This is a genomic window from Micromonospora sp. NPDC051196 (assembly GCF_040682415.1).
In the GTDB taxonomy this organism is placed as follows: Bacteria; Actinomycetota; Actinomycetes; order Mycobacteriales; family Micromonosporaceae; genus Micromonospora.
This window is the reverse complement of sequence record NZ_JBFBAY010000003.1, coordinates 19,164-43,051: the sequence shown is the minus strand read 5'-3', so window position 1 is coordinate 43,051 and position 23,888 is coordinate 19,164. Positions and strand designations below refer to the sequence as shown.

The 23,888-nt window shown below is 71.4% G+C and carries 22 protein-coding genes; 14 read left to right on the top strand and 8 right to left on the bottom strand.

Annotation, left to right across the window (positions count from 1 at the left end; all coding sequences use genetic code 11):
- Nucleotides 1–13 precede the first annotated feature (13 nt).
- The 6 genes from AB0M35_RS08530 (at nucleotide 14) to nudC (ending at nucleotide 8,001) form a co-directional block, all read left to right on the top strand.
- Nucleotides 14–3,367 (top strand): ATP-dependent DNA helicase, encoded by a 3,354-nt coding sequence (locus tag AB0M35_RS08530; RefSeq protein ID WP_363743134.1) that lies wholly within the window; start codon nucleotides 14–16, stop codon nucleotides 3,365–3,367.
- 234 nt (nucleotides 3,368–3,601) lie between these two features.
- Nucleotides 3,602–3,805 carry a cold-shock protein gene (locus AB0M35_RS08525; protein WP_092378207.1) on the top strand — a complete coding sequence of 68 codons (204 nt, stop codon included), beginning with the start codon at nucleotides 3,602–3,604 and terminating at the stop codon, nucleotides 3,803–3,805.
- 222 nt (nucleotides 3,806–4,027) lie between these two features.
- Nucleotides 4,028–4,216, top strand: a complete 189-nt coding sequence (locus AB0M35_RS08520; RefSeq protein WP_363743132.1) for a hypothetical protein — start codon at nucleotides 4,028–4,030, stop codon at nucleotides 4,214–4,216.
- A 100-nt stretch (nucleotides 4,217–4,316) separates the two neighbouring features.
- A complete protein-coding gene (locus AB0M35_RS08515; RefSeq protein WP_363743130.1) occupies nucleotides 4,317–5,651 on the top strand; it encodes a pitrilysin family protein in 1,335 nt (444 codons plus the stop codon).
- The gene (locus AB0M35_RS08510; protein WP_363743129.1) at nucleotides 5,648–6,973 is read left to right on the top strand and encodes a pitrilysin family protein; all 1,326 of its coding nucleotides are present in this window, start codon (nucleotides 5,648–5,650) and stop codon (nucleotides 6,971–6,973) included. The genes AB0M35_RS08515 and AB0M35_RS08510 overlap by 4 nt, the downstream gene beginning before the upstream one ends.
- A gap of 83 nt (nucleotides 6,974–7,056) precedes the next feature.
- Complete coding sequence (gene nudC, locus AB0M35_RS08505) at nucleotides 7,057–8,001, top strand: NAD(+) diphosphatase (RefSeq protein ID WP_363743801.1); 945 nt, start codon at nucleotides 7,057–7,059, stop codon at nucleotides 7,999–8,001.
- Between the two features lie 128 nt (nucleotides 8,002–8,129).
- Here the strand turns inward: nudC and AB0M35_RS08500 are convergent, their stop codons facing one another.
- The 3 genes from AB0M35_RS08500 to AB0M35_RS08490 form a co-directional block, all read right to left on the bottom strand.
- Nucleotides 8,130–8,396: a hypothetical protein gene (locus AB0M35_RS08500; RefSeq protein ID WP_363743128.1), complete on the bottom strand. Its 267-nt coding sequence runs from the start codon at nucleotides 8,394–8,396 to the stop codon at nucleotides 8,130–8,132.
- 218 nt (nucleotides 8,397–8,614) lie between these two features.
- A complete protein-coding gene (locus AB0M35_RS08495; RefSeq protein WP_363743127.1) occupies nucleotides 8,615–8,848 on the bottom strand; it encodes a DUF397 domain-containing protein in 234 nt (77 codons plus the stop codon).
- A gap of 68 nt (nucleotides 8,849–8,916) precedes the next feature.
- Complete coding sequence (locus tag AB0M35_RS08490; RefSeq protein WP_363743126.1) at nucleotides 8,917–9,897, bottom strand: helix-turn-helix transcriptional regulator; 981 nt, start codon at nucleotides 9,895–9,897, stop codon at nucleotides 8,917–8,919.
- A gap of 222 nt (nucleotides 9,898–10,119) precedes the next feature.
- Between AB0M35_RS08490 and AB0M35_RS08485 the strand changes: the two genes are divergently transcribed.
- Both AB0M35_RS08485 and AB0M35_RS08480 read left to right on the top strand, forming a co-directional pair.
- Nucleotides 10,120–11,433 carry an MFS transporter gene (locus AB0M35_RS08485; protein WP_363743124.1) on the top strand — a complete coding sequence of 438 codons (1,314 nt, stop codon included), beginning with the start codon at nucleotides 10,120–10,122 and terminating at the stop codon, nucleotides 11,431–11,433.
- Nucleotides 11,434–11,762: 329 nt separating this feature from the next.
- Nucleotides 11,763–12,887: a M14 family zinc carboxypeptidase gene (locus AB0M35_RS08480; RefSeq protein WP_363743122.1), complete on the top strand. Its 1,125-nt coding sequence runs from the start codon at nucleotides 11,763–11,765 to the stop codon at nucleotides 12,885–12,887.
- Between the two features lie 61 nt (nucleotides 12,888–12,948).
- On the opposite strand, the gene AB0M35_RS08475 is transcribed toward AB0M35_RS08480, so the two are convergent.
- Nucleotides 12,949–13,191, bottom strand: coding sequence for a mycoredoxin (locus tag AB0M35_RS08475; RefSeq protein WP_013735762.1), 243 nt, complete (start codon nucleotides 13,189–13,191; stop codon nucleotides 12,949–12,951).
- 92 nt (nucleotides 13,192–13,283) lie between these two features.
- Between AB0M35_RS08475 and AB0M35_RS08470 the strand changes: the two genes are divergently transcribed.
- The 3 genes from AB0M35_RS08470 (at nucleotide 13,284) to AB0M35_RS08460 (ending at nucleotide 16,359) form a co-directional block, all read left to right on the top strand.
- On the top strand, nucleotides 13,284–15,434 hold the full coding sequence (locus AB0M35_RS08470) for an ATP-dependent DNA helicase UvrD2 (RefSeq protein WP_363743120.1): 2,151 nt from the start codon (nucleotides 13,284–13,286) through the stop codon (nucleotides 15,432–15,434).
- Between the two features lie 138 nt (nucleotides 15,435–15,572).
- On the top strand, nucleotides 15,573–15,860 hold the full coding sequence (locus AB0M35_RS08465; protein WP_363743118.1) for a hypothetical protein: 288 nt from the start codon (nucleotides 15,573–15,575) through the stop codon (nucleotides 15,858–15,860).
- A 133-nt stretch (nucleotides 15,861–15,993) separates the two neighbouring features.
- Nucleotides 15,994–16,359 carry a WhiB family transcriptional regulator gene (locus tag AB0M35_RS08460; RefSeq protein WP_363743116.1) on the top strand — a complete coding sequence of 122 codons (366 nt, stop codon included), beginning with the start codon at nucleotides 15,994–15,996 and terminating at the stop codon, nucleotides 16,357–16,359.
- Nucleotides 16,360–16,664: 305 nt separating this feature from the next.
- Here the strand turns inward: AB0M35_RS08460 and AB0M35_RS08455 are convergent, their stop codons facing one another.
- The 3 genes from AB0M35_RS08455 to AB0M35_RS08445 all read right to left on the bottom strand — a co-directional run bounded on the left by AB0M35_RS08455 (nucleotide 16,665) and on the right by AB0M35_RS08445 (nucleotide 19,456).
- The gene (locus AB0M35_RS08455; RefSeq protein ID WP_363743113.1) at nucleotides 16,665–17,993 is read right to left on the bottom strand and encodes an AarF/ABC1/UbiB kinase family protein; all 1,329 of its coding nucleotides are present in this window, start codon (nucleotides 17,991–17,993) and stop codon (nucleotides 16,665–16,667) included.
- A 10-nt stretch (nucleotides 17,994–18,003) separates the two neighbouring features.
- Nucleotides 18,004–19,098 (bottom strand): TOMM precursor leader peptide-binding protein, encoded by a 1,095-nt coding sequence (locus tag AB0M35_RS08450; RefSeq protein WP_363743112.1) that lies wholly within the window; start codon nucleotides 19,096–19,098, stop codon nucleotides 18,004–18,006.
- 190 nt (nucleotides 19,099–19,288) lie between these two features.
- Nucleotides 19,289–19,456 (bottom strand): DUF5679 domain-containing protein, encoded by a 168-nt coding sequence (locus AB0M35_RS08445; RefSeq protein WP_012014940.1) that lies wholly within the window; start codon nucleotides 19,454–19,456, stop codon nucleotides 19,289–19,291.
- A gap of 529 nt (nucleotides 19,457–19,985) precedes the next feature.
- On the opposite strand from AB0M35_RS08445, the gene AB0M35_RS08440 reads away from it, so the two are divergent.
- A complete protein-coding gene (locus tag AB0M35_RS08440; RefSeq protein WP_363743111.1) occupies nucleotides 19,986–20,507 on the top strand; it encodes a M48 family metallopeptidase in 522 nt (173 codons plus the stop codon).
- A 43-nt stretch (nucleotides 20,508–20,550) separates the two neighbouring features.
- Nucleotides 20,551–21,249, top strand: a complete 699-nt coding sequence (locus AB0M35_RS08435) for a hypothetical protein (protein WP_363743109.1) — start codon at nucleotides 20,551–20,553, stop codon at nucleotides 21,247–21,249.
- A gap of 86 nt (nucleotides 21,250–21,335) precedes the next feature.
- Here AB0M35_RS08435 and AB0M35_RS08430 read toward each other — a convergent pair whose 3' ends face one another.
- Nucleotides 21,336–22,634, bottom strand: a complete 1,299-nt coding sequence (locus AB0M35_RS08430) for a zinc-dependent metalloprotease (protein WP_363743107.1) — start codon at nucleotides 22,632–22,634, stop codon at nucleotides 21,336–21,338.
- Nucleotides 22,635–22,748: 114 nt separating this feature from the next.
- Here AB0M35_RS08430 and AB0M35_RS08425 point away from each other — a divergent pair, with 114 nt between their 5' ends.
- On the top strand, nucleotides 22,749–23,762 hold the full coding sequence (locus tag AB0M35_RS08425; RefSeq protein ID WP_363743105.1) for a PDZ domain-containing protein: 1,014 nt from the start codon (nucleotides 22,749–22,751) through the stop codon (nucleotides 23,760–23,762).
- Nucleotides 23,763–23,888 lie beyond the last annotated feature (126 nt).

Sequence of the window (23,888 nt, the reverse complement as noted above, 5' to 3'; positions counted from 1 at the left end):
GGAAGCCGGCAGCATGACCCAGCCTGCCCTGTTCAGTCCCGGTGCCCCGGCCCCCCGGGCGGCCGACTCCGGCCCGCGGTACACGCCGGTGGAACTGGCGAAGCTGCTCCGCCTGCCGGCCCCGACCCGGGAGCAGGCGGCGATCATCGCCGCTCCGGTGGAGCCGCTGCTGGTGGTCGCGGGCGCCGGGTCGGGCAAGACCGAGACGATGGCCGCCCGGGTGGTGTGGCTGGTGGCCAACTCGTACGTGCGGCCGGAGCAGGTGCTCGGGCTCACCTTCACCCGCAAGGCCGCCGGTGAGTTGGCGCACCGGGTGCGTACCCGGCTCGACCAACTGGTCCGCCGGCTCGGCCGGCGCGGACGGGACCCGCTCGACGACCCGCTGGCCGGGGAGCCGACGGTGGCCACCTACCACTCGTACGCCGGCCGGATCGTCACCGAGCACGGCCTGCGTGCCGGCTACGAGCCGTCCACCCGGCTGCTCACCGAGGCGTCTCGTTGGCAACTGGTGGATCTCATCGTGCGCAACTACGACGGCGACATGTCCGAGGTGGATCGGATGCCGAGCACGGTGACCGACGCCGTACTGGCCCTCGCCGGTGAACTGGACGAGCATCTGGTCGAGCCGGACGACCTGGCCGCGTGGACGGGCCGGTTCTTCGCCGACGTGCAGTCGCGCCCCGGCCGGGTCTACGCCGACGTGCGCAAGGCCCTCGGGTTGCAGCAGACCCGGCTGAAGCTGTTGCCGCTGGTACGCGCCTATGCCCGGCGCAAGGACGACTTCGAGGCGATGGACTTCGCCGACCAGTTGGCCCGCGCCGCTCGGGTGGCCCGCGATCACCCGGGCGTCGGCGAGATCGAACGGGACCGGTACCGCGTGGTGCTGCTCGACGAGTACCAGGACACCAGCCACGCCCAGGTGGTGCTGCTGCGTGCGCTGTTCGGCGACGGGCATCCGGTGACCGCCGTGGGAGACCCCTGCCAGTCCATCTACGGCTGGCGGGGTGCCAGCGCCGGCACCCTGGACCGCTTCCCGACCGAGTTCGCCCGCAGCGACGGCAGCCCGGCGCGAGTACTCGGGTTGACCACCAGTTGGCGGAACCGTCCGGAGATCCTCGCGGTGGCGAACGCGCTGGCCAGCCCGTTGCGCGCCGCCGGTGCCCGGGTGCCGGAACTGCACGCCGCGCTCAGCGTCGACGATCCCATCGCGCACCGCAGCCCGCGTGGGGCCGCCGCCGGCACCGTGCACTGTGCGCTCCTGCCGACGTACGCCGACGAGGCCGACTGGATCGCCGACAGCCTGCTGGCGGCGTGGCAGGGCGCGGCCCGGATGCCCGCAAGTCTGCCCGAGCAGATCCCGGTCACCGCCCGCCCGACCACGGCGGTGCTGGTCCGGCTGCGCAGCCAGATTCCGGCGATCGCCGCCGCGCTGCGCGAGCGTGGCCTACCGGTCGAGGTGGTCGGGCTCGGCGGCCTGCTGGACACCCCGGAGGTCCGCGACGTGGTCTGTACGCTGCGCGTGCTGGCCGACCCGACCGATGGTGCCGCCCTGCTGCGCCTGTTGACCGGCGCGCGATGGCGGATCGGGCCACGGGATCTGGTCGCGCTGCACCGCCGGGCCAAGGCCATCGCCGCAGCTCGACGTCAGCTCGCCGACGACGGCGACCCGGAGATCGTCCCGGATCGTCTCGACGAGGCGACGCTGGTCGAGGCGCTGGCCGACCTCGGCCCGGCGCAGGCGTACTCGGCCGAGGGGTATGCGCGGTTGCGCGCGTACGCCCGGGAGTTGGGTCTGCTCCGTTACCGGCTTGACCAGTCTCTGCCGGAGCTGATCGCGGACATCGAGCGGACCACCGGCCTGGACGTGGAGGTGGCGGTACGGGCCGGTGGGGAGGGCGCTGGTGACGCCGGCCTGGCCCGGGCCCACCTGGACGCCCTCGGCGATGTGGCCGCCCGGTTCAGCGGGGAGACGCCGGGGGCCACCCTCGCCGGTTTCCTGGCCTATCTCGCCGCCGCCGAGGACGAGGAGCGCGGGCTCGCCCCGGGCGAGGTGGAGGTGGTCGACGGCGCGGTGCAGATCCTTACCGCGCACGCGGCCAAGGGGCTGGAGTGGGACGTCGTCGCGGTGGCGGGGCTGAGCAGCGGAGTGTGGCCGGGGCCGGTACGCAATTCCGATCACTGGCTCGGTGGCCTGGGCGTCCTGCCGTTTCCGTTGCGCGGCGACGCCGACGGGCTGCCCGAGCTGGCCCTGGCCGAGGCCGCCGACCAGCGTGCGGTGGCCCGCGCGATGGCGGACTTCACCGACGCCTGGCGGGCCCACGACGAGCGGGAGGAGCGGCGGTTGGCGTACGTGGCGGTCACCCGGCCGCGCCGGCTGTTGCTCTGCTCCGGTCACTGGTGGGGGGAGGGCACCAAACGCCCGCGTGGACCGTCGGCGCTGTTGCGCGAGATACAGGGTGCCTGCCTGGATGCCGGGGCCGGTCACCTGGTCGACGAGTGGGCGCCTGAACCGGCACCGGACGCGGTGAACCCGACCACCGAGGTGGTGCTGCGCGCCGAGTGGCCGGCGGATCCGCTGGGTGTGCGCCGGCCGGCGTTGGCCGAGGCGGCGGCCTTGGTGCGCCGTTTCCTGACCGACGGTGGCGACACGGCCGGGCCGGACGACCCGGCGGCGTCGGATCCGGAGGTGGCCCGGTGGCGACGCGAGACCGACCTGCTGCTGGCCGAGCGGGCGGAGCTGAGCCGGCTGTCCGGCCCGATCGACGTGGCGTTGCCCGAACACCTGTCGGTGACGCAGCTGGTCATGTTGCGCCGGGACCCGGTGGCGCTGGCCCGTACGCTGCGCCGCCCCCTGCCCAGCGAGCCCAACCCGTACGCCCGCCGGGGCACCGCCTTCCACGCCTGGCTGGAGCAGCGATTCGGGGCGGATCGGCTGCTCGACACCGACGAGCTGCCCGGCGCGGCCGACGACGACGCCGCGCCGGACGAGGCGTTGGCCGAGCTTCAGCGACGCTTCCTGGCCAGCGAGTGGGCCGACCGGACACCGATCGAGGTCGAGGTGCCGTTCGCCACGGTGATCGGCGGCGTGGTGGTGCGGGGCCGGATGGATGCGGTGTTCCGCCGGCCGGGGGATCGCTTCGACGTGGTGGACTGGAAGACCGGCGCCCGACCGACCGGCGTGCCGGCCGAGGTGGCTGCCGTGCAGCTGGCGGTCTACCGACTGGCCTGGGCTGAGCTGGCCGGGGTGCCGGTCGACCGGGTCGGTGCGGCCTTCCACTACGTACGGGACGGGGTCACCGTCCGTCCGGCGGATCTGCTGGACCTCGACGGGCTCACCGCGTTGATCGCCTCGGTTCCTGAGCTGTGAAGCTTGTCGCTGACCTCTACCCCTGGTAATGTGCCTCGCGTTGCGAGTTTTGGTTACCAGCTCTGTGTGCGCCTGGCGGAATCGTGGCCCCAGGCGCACTTTGTTGTGTCCGGAGTTCTCCGGGCGGGGCGACCAGAAGCGACAGGTGTTCCGGGCAGGTCCGCCCGGCGCATTCCTCTCTCCGATCCCGCAACAGGTGCGGGATCGACGTTCCGTCAAGGAGACGTAACAAGTATGGCTATTGGCACCGTCAAGTGGTTCAACGCTGACAAGGGCTTCGGTTTCATCACCCCGGACGGCGGCGGCGCTGACGTCTTCGCCCACTTCTCGGCGATCCAGTCCTCCGGCTACCGGAGCCTGGACGAGAACCAGCGGGTCGAGTTCGAGGTCGTCCAGGGCCAGAAGGGCCCGCAGGCGGAGAACATCCGCCCGGTCTGATCCAGGGCGACACACTGCCTGATCGCAAACGGTCGGGTCGCTTCCGGTGCACGTCTGGCCGGTGGTGACCCGACCGTTCGCATATTCGGCGCACTCCGCCGCATCCTGAGTCGGGAATCAGTCGTTGAAGCGTCGGGTGGGTGACTGCCAGCTCCGTTCCGGCCGGGTGACGCTGAGCCCGGGGGACGCGCAGCGGCAGCTTGGTACGGGGGAGGTACGACCATGGTGGGCTCGGCGACGGCACGCGAGCTGCTGCTGGTGGTGGCGATGGCGGTCGTCGGACTGCTGCTCGCCACGGCGGCGGCGTTCACGCCCTGGCCGGTCACGCCGGGCGGGTCCGCGCCCTCCAGCCTGGTGGACCTGCAGGGCCCGCCGGCTCCCCCCGAGCCGGTCGGCAGCACGGCCGGCTGACCGACCGCTCGTCTCGTATCCGCCGCCGGCACCAGCGCCGGACGGTTCCTCACGCGCGTAGGCGTCGAGGGGAGCGTCGAGAGACGTTAGGGTCGGATCCGTGCCGACGCGCAAAGCAAAAATCCCAGCGACCAGGTATCCGGTCGAGCGGTTCACCCTCGACAACGGCCTGCGGGTGGTTCTCACCCCCGATCGCAGTGCCCCGGTCATCGGGGTGGCGGTCGTCTACGACGTGGGCATCCGTTCCGAACCCGAGGGCCGTACCGGCTTCGCCCACCTCTTTGAACACCTGATGTTCCAGGGCTCGGAGAATCTGGAGAAGCTGGCTCACTTCCGGCATGTGCAGGGCGCCGGTGGCACCTTCAACGGTTCCACCCACCTGGACTACACCGACTACTTCGAGACCCTGCCGAGCAGCGCGTTGGAGCGGGCGCTGTTCCTGGAGGCCGACCGGATGCGCGGCCCTCGGCTGACCGAGGAGAACCTGCGCAACCAGGTCGACGTGGTCAAGGAGGAGATCCGGGTCAACGTGCTCAACCGCCCGTACGGCGGGTTTCCGTGGTTGACCCTGCCGCCGGTCATGTTCGACACCTTCCCCAACGCGCACGACGGCTACGGTTCCTTCGTCGACCTTGAGTCGGCCACCGTCGCCGACGCCGCCGACTTCTTCCGGCGCTACTACGCCAGCGGCAACGCGGTGCTCGCCGTCAGCGGCGACATCGACGTGGCCGAGGCCACCAAGCTGATCGAGCGTCACTTCGGTGACGTGCCGGCCCGTCCGGCACCGGAGCGGCCGGACTTCGCCGAGCCGGAACTGACCGCCGAGCGGCGCACCGCGTACACCGATCAGTTGGCTCCGCTGCCGGCGGTGGCGTCGGCGTGGCGGGTGCCCGACCCGATCGGTGACTTCGCCGCCTACCTGCCGTACGTGGTGCTGGCCGAGGTGCTCACCGACGGCGACGCCTCCCGGCTGGTCGAACGGCTGGTCCACCGCGACCGTACGGTGACCAGCGTCGGCGGCTACCTGGGCTTCATGGGAGACCCGTTCGACGTACGCGACCCCACCGCCCTGCTGCTCCAGGCGCACCTGCCACCCGGCGGCGACGTGGACAAGGTGCTGCGCACGTTCGACGAGGAGTTGGACCGGCTGGCCACCGACGGGCTGTCCGACGGCGAACTGGCCCGTACCCAGGCCAGGATGGCCACCCACCTGCTGCGCGACACCGACGCGGTGCTCGGCCGCGCGTTGCGGATGGCGGTGCTGGAACAGCAACGCGGTGAGCCGGGCCTGCTGAACGACCTGCCCCGGCTGGTCGGCGCGGTCACCGACGAGCAGGTCCGTGCCGCCGCCGCCACCCTGCGCCCGGAGCGTCGCGCATCCGTCGAGGTAATTCCCGGAGTTGGCCAGTCGCAAGCGAAGGAGTTGGCCCGTTGAGTGTGAGGGCATTGCCGCCGCTCGGCCCGACCCGTCGGCTCAAGCTGCCGAGCCAGGCCGAGCGGACGCTTGGCAACGGGCTCACCGTGATCGCCGTACGCCGGTCGGCGGTACCGCTGGTCGAACTGCGACTCTGGATGCCCTTCGGCCGCGCGCACCTGGCGCGGGGGCAGTTGCTCGCGCAGACCTTGCTCTCCGGCACGGAGACGATGAGCAGCGTGCAGATCGCGGCCGAGTTGCAGAAGATCGGCGGTGGACTTTCCGCCGGGCTCGACCCGGATCGGCTGATGCTCTCCGGCACCGGCCTGGCCAGCGGTCTGGATCGCCTGCTGGAGATCCTCGCCGAGGTGCTCACCGGCGCCAACTACCCGGCCGAGTGGGTGGCCACCGAGCGGGACCGTCTGGTCGACGGGATACAGGTCGCCCGCAGCCAGCCGGCCCATCTGGTCCGTACCGCGCTGCTCAAGCGGATCTACGGCAAGCACCCGTACGCGGTGCAGACGCCGGAGCCGGAGCAGGTTCGCGCGGTCCGGCCGGCGGCCCTGCGTACGCTGCACGCCCAGCGGGTGCATCCGGCCGGTGCGGTCCTCGTGCTGGTCGGCGACGTGCGGCCGGAGCGGGCGCTGGACGCGGCCGAGAAGGCGCTCGGCGGCTGGAAGGGTGACGGCCACGCCGCCGAGCCGCCGCCCGCCCCGCCGTTGGTGCCCGGTCCACTGCTGCTGATCGACCGGCCCGGCTCGGTGCAGTCGTCGCTGCGGATGGCGCTGCCGGCGGTGCCGCGCACCCATCCCGACCATGCCGCACTGCAACTGGCCAACCTGATCTTCGGTGGCTACTTCTCCTCCCGATGGGTGGAGAACATTCGTGAGGACAAGGGCTACACGTACGGGCCGCATTCGGTGGTGGAGCACTCGGTGGCCGGCTCGCTGCTGGTGGCCGCCGCGGAGGTGGCCACCGAGGTGACCGCGCCGGCACTGCTGGAGACCCGCTACGAGTTGGGTCGGCTCGCCACCGTGGCGCCTAAGCCGGACGAGTTGGAACAGGCCCGGCAGTACGCTCTCGGCACGCTCCAGCTGGGGGTGTCCACCCAGGCGGGGCTGGCGTCGCTGGTCAGCGCGTACGCCGGCAACGGGCTGCGACTGGACTTCCTGTCCGAGCACGCGGCCCGACTGGCCAAGGCGAGCGTCGACGACGTCGCAGCAGTGGCGGCCCGTTACCTCGCTCCGGCGCGGGCGGTCACCGTGGTGCTCGGCGATGCCGAGCGGATCGCCGACTCGCTGGGCACCCTGACCCCGGTTGAGACCGCGCCGGTGCCGGCATGATCCCGCGAGCGGCCGCCCGCGCGGATGGCGGTGCCGGTACGGGTGGCGGCGCCCGCTGGGGTGGCGCTGGGCATCGCGCCGACGTGCGCGGCGAGGCGGCCCCGCCGCTGGCCCGTTCCACGCTGGACCGGGCCGCGCATCGGCGTACCGATTCGGGGTGGTTGGCGCGGGCCTGGGCGGGGGCGCGGGTGCTGGTGTTGGACGTCGAGGACGGCGGGCGCGCCCTGGTGCGTACCGACACCGCCGTGCCGACGCTGGTCCTCGCCGAGGCCGACGACCTTCCGCCGGAACTCGCCGCCGCAGCGATGTTCCTGGGTGTGGAGCCGGACGGGGTCCCGGTGTTCTGCGTGCACGCCGAACTGCCTGCGGCGCCGAACACCCGGGCGGCCCATCTGCGGCAGATCGGCCACCTGCTCGGCGACCGGGATGCCGGCCTGTTCACCACGGCACTGGCGTTGACCAACTGGCATCTGCGACACCTGTATCACCCCGTCACCGGCGAGCCGACCCGGACGGATGAGGGCGGCTGGTCCCGGATCGACGCCCGGGGCGAGCGGATCTGGCCGCGCACCGATCCGGCGATGATCGTGCTGGTGCACGACGGCGTCGACGGTCTCGACGGGCGGTGCCTGCTCGGCAACAACGCCACCTGGCCGAGCACCGCTGGGCAGCGCCGCTTCTCCTGCCTGGCCGGCTATGTGGAGCCAGGTGAGTCGGCCGAGGCGACGGTGTTGCGGGAGGTCCACGAGGAGGTCGGTGTCCCGGTCACCGACGTCACGTACGTGACCAGTCAGGCGTGGCCGTTTCCCGGCTCGCTGATGCTCGGCTTCCTGGCGGCCGGGGACCCGGCACACCCGGTGCGGGTCGATTCCACCGAGATCGCCGAGGCTCGCTGGTTCACCCGGCGGGAGATCGGTGCGGCGTTGGCCGGTCGGCCGGTCGACGTGGGCGGTGCCGAGTTGCGCCTGCCGCCACCGTCGTCGATCGCGTTGTTCCTGATCCACCGCTGGCTCGACGGCCACTGCTGAGGCGGGAAGTGCGGCCCCGACCCGTGACCGTCGTTGCCGCGGCGGCCACGGGCCGGGGACACGGGCCGTCGTGGTCGGCTGGTGAGGAACGCGGCGGGGGAGCCGGTCGACCACGACGGACGTGGGTGTCAGGTGCCGAGGGCGTCCGGGCCGACCCGCCCCGGATCGTCCAGCGGCAGCACTTTGATTCGCTGTTTGCCGGCGCGTACGGCGCCGACCGTGGCGAGTGCGCGGGCCAGCACGAGCGCGGCGTCGCGGTCCTCGGCGTGTACGACCTGGCGGCGTGGCTCGGGCCGGGTGGTCTCGTCCCGCAGCCGGCGGCCACCGGCCCAGGCGGCCGTGATGTCGGCGTCGGCGGCGGCGCGGATGCTGGTGCGAACGATCAGGAACCGCATGTGGGTCTCCGGATGTGCCGCAACGGGTGGAATGGGTGGAACTTCCACGTCACTACATCCGCCATCGTACGCTCGGGGCGCATCTCAGCAAGTGAAACACTCGGATTGATGTGCAGCCCCGCCCGATCATCCGATCCCTGCTCATCGGGGTCGTCGGGACCGGACGACGACGGGACCGCCGGCAGCGGTGCCGGCGGTCCCGTGAGGCGTCCGCGAGGCTAGTTCAGGTCGAACTGCCCGTTCTTGGCGCCCGAGATGAAGCCCAGCCATCCGGCCCGGTTGAACAGCAGCACCGGGCCACCCCGGTCCTTGCTGTCGCGCAGTGCCACCGCAGCGGGGCCGTCTCGGAGCGGCGCGACCTCGACGCAGTTGGAAGTCTGGCTGCGCGTGCTGGTACGCCAGGGGGCATCGGCGAGTTGGGTGAGGACCGACGTGTTGCGGATTTCGTTCATCGTTGTGCTCCTGAGGTGAACCGACGGGACGAGTGGCATGGCACGTCCCGACGGTGTCCGGTGTCGTCTCACCGTTCCGTCAGGCGCCCGGTGGAGCCGCGGCGCTGGGTCGGCGCCGTTGCCGAACCACCCACCACGGTGGACGGGGTCACCGCCCCGGACAGCCGTCCCGCCGACTCCATCAGCCAGGAATGGGTGTCCGTCGCGGAGAGCGCCGCCGTGCATAGCCACTTGAAAACCACTTTATAGCGATTTAGGGCGATAACCTCTGTCGACATGACGTCGGTGAAGCCACCTTCGATGGCCAGCGTCTCCGGATCGAGCGGGTCGGCGAACCGGTAGAGGGAGAACGCCGTCGGGGGCAGATACCACTGACCGATCGGAGTGTCGCGCAGCAGCACGTGCAGGGTGACGTTCGGCAGCATGGCCAACTCGCACAGCTGCGCCAACTGCTCTTGGAGCACCTCGGGCGGACCGGCCCGGTGGCCCAGCGCCGCCTCCTCCAGTACCGCCGTGTAGCGGGGCGCGTCGGTCTCCCGGGTGAGGAGCGACTGCCGTGCCAGCCGGGCCTTGATCTCGGTCTCGATGTCCTCGCCGACCTCCGGATCGCCGGCCTCCTGGTCGACCTGCCAGGCCGAGGAGATCCGCATCCGGGTGTACCCGGTGGTTTGCAGCAGCCCCGGCACCAGTACCGGGTTGTACTCGGATATCTCGGCGCAGCCCGCCTCCAGTTCGGCGAAGCTACGCTGCTGCTGCGTCATCGCCGGAAAGTTCTTCAACCAGCCACGGATGTCGCCGGCTTCCTGCGTGATGCCGAGCAACTCCGCTCGTAGCGGCTCATCGGCCCGGTAGAGGTCGAGCAGGTCTCGGACATCCTGCGGGTCCGGCCGGCTGCGCCCGTTCTCCAGGCGGGACAACTTCGATGCGGAGGCCCATCCGATGTGGTCGATGACCTGGTCCCCGGTCAGGCCGGCAGCCTCGCGCAGGCGGCGTAGTTCAAGACCGAGCCGGCGGCGACGAAGGATCGGGCCGGGTGAGGCAGGAGGCACGGTGTCCTCTTTTCCGTCGACCGCCGCAGACGCGACGGTAACTGTATGAAATTCGCCCCTGACGGTCAGTATGGACGTCGCGACCGGCGCCGGAGGTTCCGGCGGAGGGCGTGTCTCCAGAAATGCGCAGACCCGACACCGGACGGGCCGCCGCGACCTGCGGGGCGGCGTCGGCGGTACGAGGAGTCTGCCCCGCCCGTCGCGCCACCCCCGGAGGGATAAATGCGCACCGTCCTGAGACGCCCGGACTTCCGCCTGCTCTTCGGCGGACTGCTGGCCAGCATGACCGCAGAGTCGATGCTGCTGCTGGCACTCGCCATCTGGGTGAAGGATCTGACCGGATCGGACGCCCTCGCCGGTGCCACCATCTTCGTGATCATCGCTCCACGGGTGCTCGCGCCGCTGGTCGGCTGGTTCGTCGACCGCTATCCCCGGCGTCGCGTCTTCGTGGTCACCAACCTCGCCATGGCGCTGCTGCTCACCCCGCTCCTGGCGGTGCGGGACGCGGACGACATGTGGATCATCTACGGGGTGGCCGCCCTCTACGGCCTGTCGAACCTCACGGTCGGCGCGGTGCTCAGCCGGCTGATCCGGGAACTGGTCCCCGCCGACCTGATCGGTGAGGCCAACGGGGCGCTCCAGACGGTTCGCCAGGGTCTGCGGCTGATCGGCCCGCTGGCCGGTGCCGGGCTCTACGCACTGCTCGGTGGCGGCATGCTGGCCGCCGTCGGGATGGCCGGCTTCCTGATCGCCGCCGCCGTGGTGGGCGGGCTGCGCATCGCCGAGTCATCCGACCCGCCGACCGACACGTGCACCACCGCGCGGCGCTGGCCGAATCGGCTCGTCGCCGGTCTGCGCCACCTCGTCGAAGAGCCGGCGATCCGGCGGGCCCTGGTCGGCTACGGGCTCGGCTCGCTGGTGATGGGCTTCACCGAGTCGCTCATCTTCGCGTACGTCGATCAGGGGCTCGGCCGGGACGCGGCGTTCGTCGGCGTGCTGGTCACCGTGCAGGGCGTCGGTGGCCTGGTCGGCGGTCTGTTCTCGGCCGCCGTGCTGCGTCGGGTCGGCGAGCTGGGCACCCTCGCTGCCGGTGTCGCGTTCTTCGGGCCGGCGGCACTGGCACTGGCGTACCCGAACGTGTGGCTCGGCTGCGCCGCCGTGCTGATGGCCGGTGTGTCGCTGCCGCTGACTCTGGTCGGCCTGAACACGCTGGTCCAACGACGCACCCCGCCCGAAGTGCTCGGCCGGGTCGCCGCTGCCTCCGAGGCCGTGGTCAGGGCCCCGCAGGCGCTCTCGATCGGTGCCGGCGCCCTGGTCGTCGGTGTGCTCGACTACCGGCTGGTGTTCGCGTTGGTGGGCGTGGCCACCCTGCTCGCCGCCGGCTACCTCTGGCGCGGGCGCCACCTCAGCCCACCGGCCGGGCAGCCGGCGCGCCCCCGGATCCCGGCACCACGCCCCGCCCTCGACGGTCGCGCGCACCCCACCCCTGACGACCGGAAAGACGGGAACGCGCCCGTTTCGGCGGTACGGCGGTGACTACTGCCCTCGGGCACCGCTATTGCGGCGCAACTGGACTCAACCTGGTCATCTGATCATTTCTCCGCCTTGCAGCGGGTCTACGGGGAAGCCTGTCCGCCAGTCGCCGAACTTCCGAGGAGTGCTCCCCGTCACAACCTGCACATTCGACGGAACTTGACATCGGCTCTTGACCTGCGAAAACGCCCCCCGTTCAATGATCACACCCGCACCGCCTTCCGGTGAGGAAGGCCGCAGCCAGGCCAGCACGCAGCGCGTACGGCGCACGGGGGCCGCAACGATGTCTGGCTGGCGCTGCCGCGACACATCTCAGAAGGGACGTCACAACCGTGACAAGACCACGCCGCCGCCATGTGGCCCTGATCGCCGCGCTTCTCCTCGCCCCGATGGTGGCGCCCGGGGTGGCCAACGCGAACGGGCCGTTCGTCCCGCCGGGTCAGGAGACCCTCAACCGCTCCTCGATCCTCAGCGCCGCCGAGGTCTCCGCCGAAATGCACGCGATGGCGGCCCGCAGCAAGGGCGCCCTCCGGATCGAGGAGATCGGCCGTAGCGGCCGGGACCGTCCGCTGGAGATCGCCTTCATCGGCACCGGTGAGACCCGGGTCTGGATCCAGGGCCGGATCCACGGCAACGAGCCCTACGGCGCCGAAGCCTCGCTGGACTTCCTGAAGACCCTGGTGTCCGGCGGGAAGCACGCGCAGGAGGTCCTGAAGAACATCAGCTTCGCGATCATCCCGATCTACAACCCGGATGGTTTCGAGGAGTACCGCCGCCAGGACAGCGTCCACCGCATCGACCTCAACCGCGACTGGGGCGTCGACCGGCAGATCTTCGACCAGATCAACAGCGTCCGGGCCAGCCGTGGCGAGGCCCCGCTGACCGAGCGGAACTTCACCAACTACACCCAGTACCGCGCCGTCGAGTCGCAGCAGTTCTGGTACGCCTGGGCCGACTTCAAGCCGCACCACATGATCGACCTGCACCACCAGGGCACGTACTACGTCGGCGACGACACCGACAAGATGACCACCTTCTCGGTGGGCATCTCGCTCGACCCCGGCATGCTCACCCAGAGCCAGTGGGACACCGTCCGCCGGATGGGCGTCGCGGCCGCGGACGCCGCCAACAAGAGCGGCGTGGTCGAGACGACCCTCTACCCGTACATCAACATCCCCGAGGGCGTCGTCTCGGCCGCCATGCTCAACGGCCCCGGCCCGCGTGGCGAGTACGCCAACTGGCGCAGCAACGCGATGTTCTTCGAGTCGCGCGGCGGCATCGGCCAGAAGAGCGGTGGCTACCTCGTCAAGCAGAACGTCAACGGCCTCTGGGGCATCATCAACGCGATGAGCGACGGTTCGCTGGCGAACGTGGACGCCGACCGGTACAACGAGCTCCCCGCGCGGGGTGCCACGATCACCACCTGCATCGCGTTCCCGAACCAGTGTGACTTCTGATCCTTCGCGCTGACAGCAGTGGCGGTCCACCTCTCCTCAAGGTGGACCGCCACTGGCGTCGTCAGGCGGCGATGCCGGCCAGGTGCTGCTTGACCTGGACGATCGACGGGTTGGTCAGCGCGCTGCCGTCGGCGAAACGCAGCGTCGGGACGGTCTGGTTACCGCCGTTGACGCTCATCACGAAATCCGCGGCGGCCGGATCCTGCTCGATGTCGACCACCTGATAGGCGATCCCCTCCCGGTCGAGCTGCGACTTCAGCCGATGGCAGTAGCCGCACCAGGGCGTCGAGTACATCGTCAGCATGGTCAGATCCTCCCACGTCGGGCCCGGTTGCTCGCTGACCAGGCTCGGCCTATCCGCTGCAACGTCCGGGGCAGCTGAGACAATTCCCCGTTGTGCTGGTCAACACCGCGTCCGAACGCGTGCTCGCCGGGCTCGACCCGGAGCAACGCTCGGCGGTCACCGCCCCCGCCGGGCCGGTCTGCGTGCTGGCCGGCGCCGGCACCGGCAAGACCCGGGCGGTCACGTCGCGGATCGCGTACCGGACGTTGACCGGTGAGATCTCGGCCCGGCACGTGCTCGCGGTCACCTTCACCGCCCGGGCCGCCGCAGAGTTGCGTCACCGGCTCGCTCAGCTGGGTGTGGCGGGAGTGCAGGCGCGCACCTTCCACGCGGCGGCGCTGCGTCAGGTGCGCTACTTCGCGCCCCGGCTGCTCGACGGGCGGGCCATGCCCGAACTGCTGGACAGCAAGGTCCGCCTGGTCACCCTCGCCGCTGCCCGGGCCGGCCTGCGGGCCGACCGCACGGCCGCCCGCGACCTCGCCGGTGAGATCGAGTGGGCCAAGTCCTGTCTGGTCGAGCCGGGGGAGTACGTGGTGGCCGCGGCCAAGGCGCTGCGCGAGACCCCGTACGAGCCGGTCAAGGTGGCCGAGGTCTTCGCCGCGTACGAGAAACTCAAGCGCACCAATGGGGTAATCGACTTCGAGGACGTGCTGCGTGCCGCGGTCTGGGGCATCGAGGAGCACGCGGACGTCGCCGAGCAGGTCCGCAACCAGTACCGGCATTTCGTCGTCGACGAGTACCAGGACGTCAACCCGTTGCAGCAGCGGCTGCTGGACGCCTGGCTGGGCGGTCGGGACGACGTGACCGTGGTCGGTGACGCCAGCCAGACGATCTACTCGTTCACCGGAGCGACGTCGTCGTACCTGGTCGACTTCCCGCGCCGGCACCGCGGCGCCACCGTGGTCCGGCTGGTTCGCGACTACCGTTCCACCCCGCAGGTGGTCGGCCTGGCCAACGCGGTCATCTCACAGGCACGGGGCACCGAGGCACGGTTACGCCTGGAACTGGTCGGCCAGCGTCCCGCCGGCCCCGCACCGGAGGTGCGGATCTTCACCGATGAGGCGGCGGAGGCCAACGCGGTGGCGGCGCGCTGCCGGGTCCTGGTCGACGCCGGCACACCGGCCCGCGAGATCGCCGTGCTGTTCCGCACCAACGCGCAGTCCGAGGCGTACGAGAAGGCGCTCGCCGAGGCGGGCGTGCCGTACGTGGTGCAGGGGGCCGAGCGGTTCTTCGAGCGGCCCGAGGTACGCCAGGCGATGGTGGCGTTGCGCGCGGCCACCCGGTCCATCCCCGGTGAGACGCCGCTGGCGGTGGCGGTGGTCGAGGCGCTGGCGGCCGTCGGCTGGGCGCCCGACTCGCCGCCGCCCGGTGGGGCCGCCCGGGAGCGGTGGGAGGCGCTCGCCGCGCTGGTCCAACTCGCCGAGGAGTACGCGGCCACCCCGCAGCTGTTGCCGCTCGGTGTGGCGGCCACCGTCGAGCGCCCGGTCACCCTGGCCGACTTCACCGACGAACTGGCCCGGCGGGCGGCACAGCAGCACGCGCCGACCGTGGAGGGGGTCACCCTGGCCTCGCTGCACTCGGCGAAGGGCCTGGAATGGGACGCGGTGTTCCTGGTCGGCCTGGCCGAGGGCACCCTGCCCACCACGTACGCACGCACCGTCGAGCAGGTCGAGGAGGAGCGGCGGCTGCTCTACGTCGGCATCACCCGGGCCCGCCAGTGGCTCTGGCTGTCGTACGCCTCGGCGCGCTCGCCGGGTGGCCGGGCCCGGCGGCCCTGTCGTTTCCTGCCCCAGCTGTCCCCGTCCGGTACGGCGGAGCGGGCCGGTGGTACCCGCCCGGCACCCGGTACGCAGCGGCGCGCCAACCGGATCGTCTCCTGTCGGATCTGCGGCACGACCCTGCTCGCCGGGCCGGACCGCAAGCTCGGCCGCTGTGCGACCTGTCCCTCGGACATCGACGACGAGCTGCACGAGCGGCTGCGCGAGTGGCGGTCCCGGGTGGCCGACACGCAGAAGGTGCCTGCCTACGTCGTCTTCACCGATGCCACCTTGGTCGCGCTCGCCGAACGACGCCCGGGCCGGGTCGAGGAACTCGTCGCCATCGCCGGCATCGGCCCCCGGAAGCTGGGCCTGTACGGCGAGGCCGTGCTGGCGCTGGTGAAGGGCGCCGCGGTCGACGAAATCTGCCCGCAGAAAACTTTTTGAATCCGGCCGTTAATTCGTTTGCCCTCGCCCGGTCGGCAGGCATAGCCTCAGGACACACCTCGGAGGGGGCCCTGTTCGGGCTGCTCAATCGGGGAATGTCCGAGTCGACTACGAGCGAACGTCAAGGAGGTGGCATCGATGGAGAGCTACATCAATAAGCGTCCGACGGCGCTGCCCGTTGCCGTCGCTCCGCTGTCTGCTGCCCTGACCATCGCCGTGGCTCCACTGTCGGTCGGTCGGGCTACCGTCGCCGCCGCGCGACCGTGGGCTCCGCAGGTGCACCGGGTCGAGGTTCAGGCCGAGCTGATCCTCGCACCGACGCAGCGTGGACTCCAGGGGACCAGTGGCTTCACGGGCAAGGGCGTCGATGGCGCCGTCAAGCGGATGGACGTCCGCGGTGTTCCACCTCGAGGTAGACCGGTCTGATCAACAGACCACCGGCTCACCTCGAGGCCGCGGAACCCGCATACCGGGATCCGCGGCCTCAGTTTTTTTGCACCGCCGAAGCACATCGGACCAGCGATCCACGAGATCGAGATGAGAGAGAGGTGACCGGGAGATGAGTCTGGCGTTAGCCCCGCTCGACCTGAACGTCGAGATCGAGGCGAACCTGCCCTGCCGGAAGTTCGACCCCGACCTGTGGTTCTCCGACTCACCCAACGACCTGGACGTGGCCAAGACGCTCTGCGGGGACTGCCCGCTGCGCGTCGAGTGCCTCGCCGGTGCGGTCGAGCGGGCCGAGCCCTGGGGCGTCTGGGGTGGCGAGATCTTCGAGCGTGGCGCGGTCGTCCCGCGCAAGCGGCCCCGTGGTCGCCCGCGCAAGGAGGACCTCGCCCGCGACGCCGCACTGCGGGTCGAGGCCGAGGCGCGGTTGGCGGCCAACGGCCTCGCCACCTCGCGCAGCGCCGTCCGGCTGGCTGCCTGACATGTTCCCGAACCGAACCAGTCCCGCCGGTGTCGCACCGGCCGAGAGAAAGCCGAATCCCATGCTGCCCCTGCTGAGCGGAGTCGCCGAGATGCAACTACTTCACGAAGCGTTGTCGAGGGCTCGAATGCTCCGGCCTCAGGCCGGTCGTACCACCACGAGCACTGAGGCAACCCGATCCGCCCGTACCGTCGCCATGGCCAGCCGTACCCGATCGGCCCGCGAACTGGGCGTTCTGTAACACCAGACATCGAATCGGCGGGCGAGGACTTCAGGTCCTCGCCCGCCGACGTGTGTCGCGGCGGTCAGTTGACCGCTGCGAAGCCGGGCAGCCAGCGTTCCAGGATGCCGCGGTACGGCGCCTTGGCCTCCAGTTGGCACAGCACGCCGATCGACCCGAGCGTCACCCGGTGGATGAGCAGGTACGACGGCGGCAGGTTGAGCTGCCGACTGAACTGGTACGCCGGTGAGCGCGGATTCGCCAGCCGGGCGGCCTCGGCTCGCAGCCAGGCCCGGGTGAACCGGAATTCGTCGACGGCAATCGGTTCCAGCATCGGACGCAGGAAATCCAGCAGCGCCTGACCGTCGATCGGCGCGTCGGAGCTGACGAAGCCCTCGGCCCGCAGGCCGGCCACCACCTCGTCGGCGTCGCCCCGCAGGGCGAGCCCCGCGATGCGGCCGATCGGTTCCGGTGTCCCCTCCGGCATCCGGGCCACCGCACCGAAGTCGATCACCGCGAGTCGACCGTCGGGGAGCAGCCGGAAGTTGCCGGGATGCGGGTCGGCGTGCAGCAGCCCGGCCCGCATCGGGGCCGACAGGTGCAGGGTGGCCATCAGCCGGCCCGCCTCGTCGCGCTGCTGCTCGCTGCCCTCCCGGATGATGTCGGCCAGCGGCGTGCCCTCGACCCATTCGGTGACCAGCACCCGGGGCGAGGCGGAGAACACCATCGGTACGTAGATCTCGGAGTCGTCCGCGTACGCGGTGGCGAAGGCGCGTTGCGACTCCGCCTCCAACTCGTAGTCCAGTTCCTCGGTGATCCGCTCCCGCAACTCGACCAGGAGGGGCTTGATGTCCAGCCCCGGCTGGATGGCCCGGAACATGCCGCCCAGTCGGGAGAGTTGTTTGAGGTCGGCGAGCAGGGCGTCACCGGCACCCGGATACTGGATCTTGACGGCGGCGGCGCGGTCCGTGCCGTCCGGCATCCGCCACACCGCGCGGTGCACCTGACCGATGCTGGCTGCGGCGGCCGGCGAGTCGTCGAAGCTCACGAACCGGTCTCGCCAGCCGGGGCCGAGCTGCTCGGCCAGCACCCGGTGCACACTGGCGGCCGGCAACGGTGGCGCGGCCTCCTGAAGCTTGGTCAGGGCCTGCCGGTAGGGCGCGGCGATCTCTTCCGGTAGGGCGGCTTCGAAGACCGACAGCGCCTGGCCGAACTTCATCGCCCCACCCTTGAGCTGGCCGAGGACGCTGAACAACTGCTCGGCGGTACGCTGCTGGATCTCCGCCGAGATCACGTCGGAGGCGAGCCCGGTGACGCGTTTTCCCATGCCGAGGACGGTCCGACCGGCGAAGCCGAGCGGCAGAGCGGCGAGCTTGGCGGTCCGGGAGACGGCCCGGCGCGGGATGTCGGTCACCTGGCCATTGTTACTGACTCCGTACCCCCGCTGCTGCTGTGCGGCCGGGCTGGCCACCAGCCGTCGGTGTACGCGAGCATCCGCAGCGGGGGTGTGGCGGCCAGTGACGGCGCCGGAGGTTGCCCGGTGACGCGATCTCGACGGCGGCGCCGAGGGTTTCCGGCGTGCCTCCGTCCAGCTGGTGCAGGGCCTCGCCGACCGCGAACGCGGTAGCCGCCAACAGGATGCTCGCGGCGCAGCTCGGTGTGGCCGGGCGGCTGGCGAGCTGGGCGGCCAGCGCGGGCCAGTCGGGATCGCGGTCGGTGCGGTGCAGGTCGAGGCAGCCCAGGCAGGGCCCTTCGGGCGGCCGGACCAGCGGCCCGATCACCGGAACACCCTCCCGGAGGTCGACCAGCAGGTGCGGTTGTCGCCGTTGCGCGTGGCCGGCGGCCAGGAGCGCGGCGGGCCGGTCGGCGCCCAGTTGGATCACCAGATCGGGTCGTGGCCGGCGCAGCGGACTGGTGCCCGTACCGGGCGCGGATCGCGCCACGGCGACCTGGACCGTCCGGCCGAGCGGTCGGCCGATCTCACTCGCCGCGATGCCGGTGCCGACCAGGTCGATCGACCGGACACAGCCGGGCAGATCGGGATGGACGTGGCCGACGCCGGCCTGAGCCAGGGCGATGGCGATGGCGGCACCGAGTGGGCCGGCGCCGGTGACGGTGACCCGGCTGGCCAGTCGGCGACGTAGTACCTGGGCGGGGGTTCCCGGGAGCTGGGCGGTGGCGAGGGCAAGCGCGGCGGCCTCGGTGGCCAGCCGGGCTCGGCGCGCTCCGGTCAGCTCGCGGGGCACGAGGGTGTGCATCGGGACCACCAGGCCGGCGGCACGCAGGGCGTCGAGCAGAGTGCGGGCGTGCTCCGCACGAGCACCCGACCCGGTCAGCACCTGCCGTTCGCTGTGGGTGCCGTCGAGCAGGTCGAGTAGGCCCGCGGCCCGCGGGTCCGCGATCTCCACGAGGACGGCACGCTCCTGGTCGAGCCCGAGTTGAAGGGTGTGCCGGTCGCGCCAGAGGCGGCTGAGCCCGGGGAGCAGGGTGGGACGGGGCGAGGGCGGGGACGGCTGCATGGGCACGAATGGTGACCGAGTCCATGCGTTGCGTCGATCGTTGTCCACAGGTGGCCAGCTTCAGATCCAGGGCTGTCCACAGGATTTGGCGAGATATCCACAACTGGCAGGTAACTGGAGTCCGCAGTCCGACAGTGAGCGAGACGGGCGGGGGCGGCCATCGGCCACCCCCGCCCGTCGGGCGCGTACGTCAGACCTTGGCCTTGCCCAGGATGCGGTTCACTGTTGTGCCGCACACCGGACACTTGCCCTTGGCCATGTTCATGCCGGTCTTCGAGACCTCGACGCGGCCTTCGAAATCCCGCTTCTCCTTGCACTTGACGCAGTAACCGTTGTAGGTCTGGGCCTGGTCGGCCACGTTGCCCTCCTCGTCTCGTCCGCCGGTCGATACCGGTCCGGCGGGTTTCCGGCGGCGGTCGCGTACGGCGTCCGGCGCTGGTTTTTCCGCGGCCACCCACGTGACCGCTGGTTGGCGGACCCTACCCAGGTGTGGGCGGTTCCATGTCAGCTGCGCTTTGCCACTGTGAGCAAGGCGACGTCGAGAGTGTGCACGCCGAATCGGGCCAGATCAGTCAGTTTCGCGGGGACACGCCGACCGGGGGCCCGCAAATGCGCTGGTGGTGCCGGTACGGCGGGGCCGGGTTCGTTGGCTCGGCGGCCTGCTGCGATGATCACCTAGCGTGGTGCGGGCGCCAGCGTTACAGCTCACCGGCCACCACGAAGGGTGATCGTGATGCCCGTCGTCGACTTGGCCAGATTTTTTTCAGGACTCCTGGCGACCAATCGGCATTTTTCGGACGCGTGTCGGGGGTTGACCCTTGCGGACCCCTGGTCACAACGCATTAGCTTGCCATCGTGACAGCAAACCGAGGCTGCGCGGTCCACTGATGGCTGGGCCGCGGAAGCCGGTCGTCGAGGTACGGCGCAGCCAGCGCCGGCGACGCACGGTGTCCGCCTACCGCGACGGTGAGCGCGTCGTCGTCCTCATCCCGGACCAGTTCTCCCGGGCCGAGGAGAGCGAGTGGGTCGACCGGATGCTCGCCCGGCTCGCCGCTCGGGAGGGCCGCCTGGCCCGCTCCGACGCGGAACTGCTGGCCCGAGCCGAGCGACTGATCAATCTGTACCTGGCCGAGTACGGCACGCAGGCCCTTCCGGCCAGCGTCCGGTGGGTGAGCAACCAGAACGGCCGGTGGGGCTCCTGCACCCCGGCGGACCGGTCCATCCGGTTGTCGCACCGGATCCAGGACATGCCGGACTGGGTCATCGACTACGTGCTGCTGCACGAACTCGTGCACCTCATAGTGCCCAGTCACAACGCGCACTTCTGGGCCCTGGTCGGCAGATACTCGAAGACCGAACGCGCCCGGGGCTATCTGGAGGGCGTGGCGGCCGTCTCCGGCACCCCCTGACGCCGGCGAGCACGCCGATGCGCCGTCGGCGTAGGGTCGGGGGATGCCCCGACGTGTGGTGGTGGCTCTGCTCGCGCCGGTCACCTGGGCGCCGCCCGGCGTGGACCCGGTCCACTGGCGTACGGCGCTCGCCGAGGACGTGGTGGACCTGCTCGCCACGCTCAACGAGGTGGACACCGCAGTGGCGGTCACCCCGGACGACCGCTGGCTGGCCGACGCGGTGATCTGGCCGGGTACCAGCGTCTACGAAGTGCCCGAACCCACCCCGAACGCCGTGTTCGCCGCTCTGACCGGTCTGGTCGGCGAGGCCGAGCCGGTCGGCGGTGTCGGGCTGGCCGGCGGGGCCGGATCGGCGTCGGGTGACGACCGTCCGGCGGGCCGGTACGAGCAGGCGGCAGTGATCGCCGCAGACGCTCCCGACCTGCCGGGGCTCACCATCGGAAAACTGTTGCGTCCGCTTACCAGCCGTCCGGTCGCGGTCGCTCCTGTCGAGGGAGGCTCCGGACTGCTGGGTGCGGCGGCCCGGCTGCCCGTACCGCCCTGGCTGCCGGCACTGGACCTGGACGCCGTGGTGCCCGCCGCCGTGCGCGCGGCGGCGCCACGCCCGGGTGACCTGGCGGTCACGCCGTCCTGGCACCGGCTGCGCGGCCCGGCGGACCTGGCCCGGCTCGACCCGGCTCTGAGCGGGTGGGAGAACACCCGCGCCCTGCTGTCCGGCGTCAGCCGGCCCAACATGTCCTGATCCCGGCCAGCCCGGCGCGGCGCTCAACCCGGCCGGACCTGCGCGGACAGGGCCGGCTGCGTGATCCCGCCCAGCGGTGCCGGTGGTCAGGAGGTGGCGTCGCCGCCGTTCGGGTCGTCCCGGCGGTCCTGCTCGCCCGGGGCCTTCTCCTCCGGGCCGCCGGGGGCGGTGAAATCGAAGTTCTCCAGCTCGGCCATCAGGTCGACATCGGCCATGGCGAAGGCCACCGGGTCGGCGAAGTCGTCGTCGGAGGGCAGCAGATCGGGGTGTCCCCACAGCGCGTCCCGGCCGCCGATGCCCCGGTGCTCGGTGAGCGCCGCCCAGAGCGCCGCGGCTTCCCGCAGCCGGCGGGGCCGCAGCTCCAGCCCGACCAGTGCGGCGAAGGTCTGCTCGGCCGGCCCACCGGCGGCCCGACGCCGACGGAACGCCTCGCCCAGCGCCACCACGTTCGGCAGGCGACCGGCCGCCGCGCCGTCGACCACGTGGCAGACCCAGCCCTCCACCAGGGCCAGCGCGGTCTCCAATCGGGCCAATGACGCCTTCTGCGTCGGGCTGTCCTCCGGGGTGAAGATGCCCTCCAGGGCGATGGCCTGCATCGACTCGGGGTCGGTCGGGTCGACCCGGCCCATCGCCTCCTCGATCGCCTCCCGGTTCACCCGGATGCCGGCGGCGTACGTCTCCACGGCGTTGAGCACGTGCCCGCGCAGCCACGGCACATGCTCGAACAGCCGCTGGTGCGCCGCCTCACGCAGCGCCACGTAGAGGCGTACCTCGTCCTCGGGCAGCTCAAGGCCCTCGCCGTAGCCGCGGATGTTGGCCGGGATCAGCGCGGCCGTGCCGGCCGGGCCGAGCGGCAGGCCGATGTCACCGGCGGAGAGCACCTCTGCGGCCAGCGAACCGAGCGCCTGGCCGAGCTGACCGCCGAAGAGCGCGCCGCCCAGCGTCGCGACCATCGACTGCATCGGGCCGAGCTGGGCGCGGGCCTCCGGCGGCACCAGGTCACCCATCGCGCCGACCATCCGGCTGGCCACCGGGTCGCACAGCTTGCGCCAGACGTCGAGAGTCTTGAAGATCCATTCGTTGCGGTTCCAGGCCACCACGGTCCGGATGCCCGAGGGCAGCGCGGATGCCGGCTCCAGCCAGAGGTCGGCGATGCGCAGCGCCTCCTCGACGGCGTTGCGTTCGTACGGCGAGACCGCCGGGTCGCCCGCCGCGGCGAGCTGGCTGGCCGCGACCTGGCGGGCCAGGTCCCAGTTGACCGGCCCGCTTCCCGGCGCGGAGAGCAGGTGCTGCAACTGCGACATGAACTGCTGCATCTGCGCGGGGTCGTTGGGGTCGGGCGGCTGCCCACCCGGTAGCGCGAAACCGAACGGAATATCAGGCACGACGTCTACGGTACGCGTGCCGCACCCCAGGTGGCCCGCGCCGCTGTTGCGCTGAGGGCGAAGTCGCGGTCGTGCCGCCCGGGCGCCGTGGCCCGGCTCGGTACGCTCTGCCGCATGAGACGTCGAGGCGTGACCGTCCTGCTCGGTGCTCTGCTCACCGCTCTGCTCAGCATCGGGGTGCTCGGCGCGCCCGTCCCGTACGTGGTGCTCGGTCCCGGCCCGACCGTCGACACCCTCGGGCAGGAGGACGGCAAGGAGGTGATCCAGGTTACCGGCCGGGACACCTCCACCTCCGCCGGTCAGCTCCGGTTGACCACGGTCGGCGTGCAGCCCAGCGTCAAGCTCCGGGCGGCCATCCAGGGCTGGCTCTCCGACGATCAGGCGGTGGTGCCGCGCGAGCTGGTCTACCCGCCGGGGGAGAGCCGGGAGCAGGTCGAGCAGCGCAACGCCGAGGATTTTCAGGTCTCGCAGACCAGCGCGGAGACCGCCGCGCTGCGCAAGCTCGGGTACGAGGTCCAGGTCGTGGTCCGGGGGGTCTCCGCCGACGGGCCGGCGGTCGGGGCACTCCAGGAGGGTGACGTGATCACCTCGGTCGACGGCGAGGCGGTGCCGCTGGCCTCCCGACTGACCGAACTGATCAGGGCGAGGCCGGCCGGTACGCCGCTGCGCATCGGCTTCACCCGCGACGGGGTGGCCGACACCGCCACGATCACCAGCCGGGAGATCGACGGTCGCCCCCGCATCGGTGTCGACATCGGGCAGCAGCAACCGCACCCGTTCACCCTCTCCTTCGACCTCAAGGACATCGGCGGTCCCAGCGCGGGCCTGATGTTCGCCCTGGGCATCATCGACAAGTTGACTCCGGAGGATCTGACCGGTGGCCGGATCATCGCCGGCACCGGCACCATCGACGACTCCGGCAAGGTCGGCCCGATCGGTGGCATCCCGCAGAAGCTGGTCGGGGCGAAGCAGGCCGGTGCGACGGCCTTCCTGGTGCCGGCGGCCAACTGTGCCGAGGCGGTGCGCAACCGACAGCCGGATCTGCCGTTGGTGAAGGTGGGCTCGCTCGACGAGGCGTTGGCCGCGCTGGAGACGATGCGTTCCGGCGGCGAGCCGACCCACTGCTGAACCGTCCGGTCACCGCCCGAATCCGATCGGTGATCAAGCTTCTGACCAGGGAAGACGCGCGGCCCGCTCGGACGTTCGGCGGTTCGGCGCGGTAGCTGCCACGCGACCTGCGCGGACGCTTCCAGG

Bases quoted from the DNA above. Each gene is read 5' to 3' on its own strand.
- AB0M35_RS08530 (WP_363743134.1), top strand. From the start codon at position 14: ATGACCCAGCCTGCCCTGTTCAGTCCCGGTGCCCCGGCCCCCCGGGCG.
- AB0M35_RS08525 (WP_092378207.1), top strand. From the start codon at position 3,602: ATGGCTATTGGCACCGTCAAGTGGTTCAACGCTGACAAGGGCTTCGGT.
- AB0M35_RS08520 (WP_363743132.1), top strand. From the start codon at position 4,028: ATGGTGGGCTCGGCGACGGCACGCGAGCTGCTGCTGGTGGTGGCGATG.
- AB0M35_RS08500 (WP_363743128.1), bottom strand. From the start codon at position 8,396: ATGCGGTTCCTGATCGTTCGCACCAGCATCCGCGCCGCCGCCGACGCC.
- AB0M35_RS08495 (WP_363743127.1), bottom strand. From the start codon at position 8,848: ATGAACGAAATCCGCAACACGTCGGTCCTCACCCAACTCGCCGATGCC.
- AB0M35_RS08485 (WP_363743124.1), top strand. From the start codon at position 10,120: ATGCGCACCGTCCTGAGACGCCCGGACTTCCGCCTGCTCTTCGGCGGA.
- AB0M35_RS08475 (WP_013735762.1), bottom strand. From the start codon at position 13,191: ATGCTGACGATGTACTCGACGCCCTGGTGCGGCTACTGCCATCGGCTG.
- AB0M35_RS08465 (WP_363743118.1), top strand. From the start codon at position 15,573: ATGGAGAGCTACATCAATAAGCGTCCGACGGCGCTGCCCGTTGCCGTC.
- AB0M35_RS08460 (WP_363743116.1), top strand. From the start codon at position 15,994: ATGAGTCTGGCGTTAGCCCCGCTCGACCTGAACGTCGAGATCGAGGCG.
- AB0M35_RS08450 (WP_363743112.1), bottom strand. From the start codon at position 19,098: ATGCAGCCGTCCCCGCCCTCGCCCCGTCCCACCCTGCTCCCCGGGCTC.
- AB0M35_RS08440 (WP_363743111.1), top strand. From the start codon at position 19,986: ATGGCTGGGCCGCGGAAGCCGGTCGTCGAGGTACGGCGCAGCCAGCGC.
- AB0M35_RS08435 (WP_363743109.1), top strand. From the start codon at position 20,551: ATGCCCCGACGTGTGGTGGTGGCTCTGCTCGCGCCGGTCACCTGGGCG.
- AB0M35_RS08425 (WP_363743105.1), top strand. From the start codon at position 22,749: ATGAGACGTCGAGGCGTGACCGTCCTGCTCGGTGCTCTGCTCACCGCT.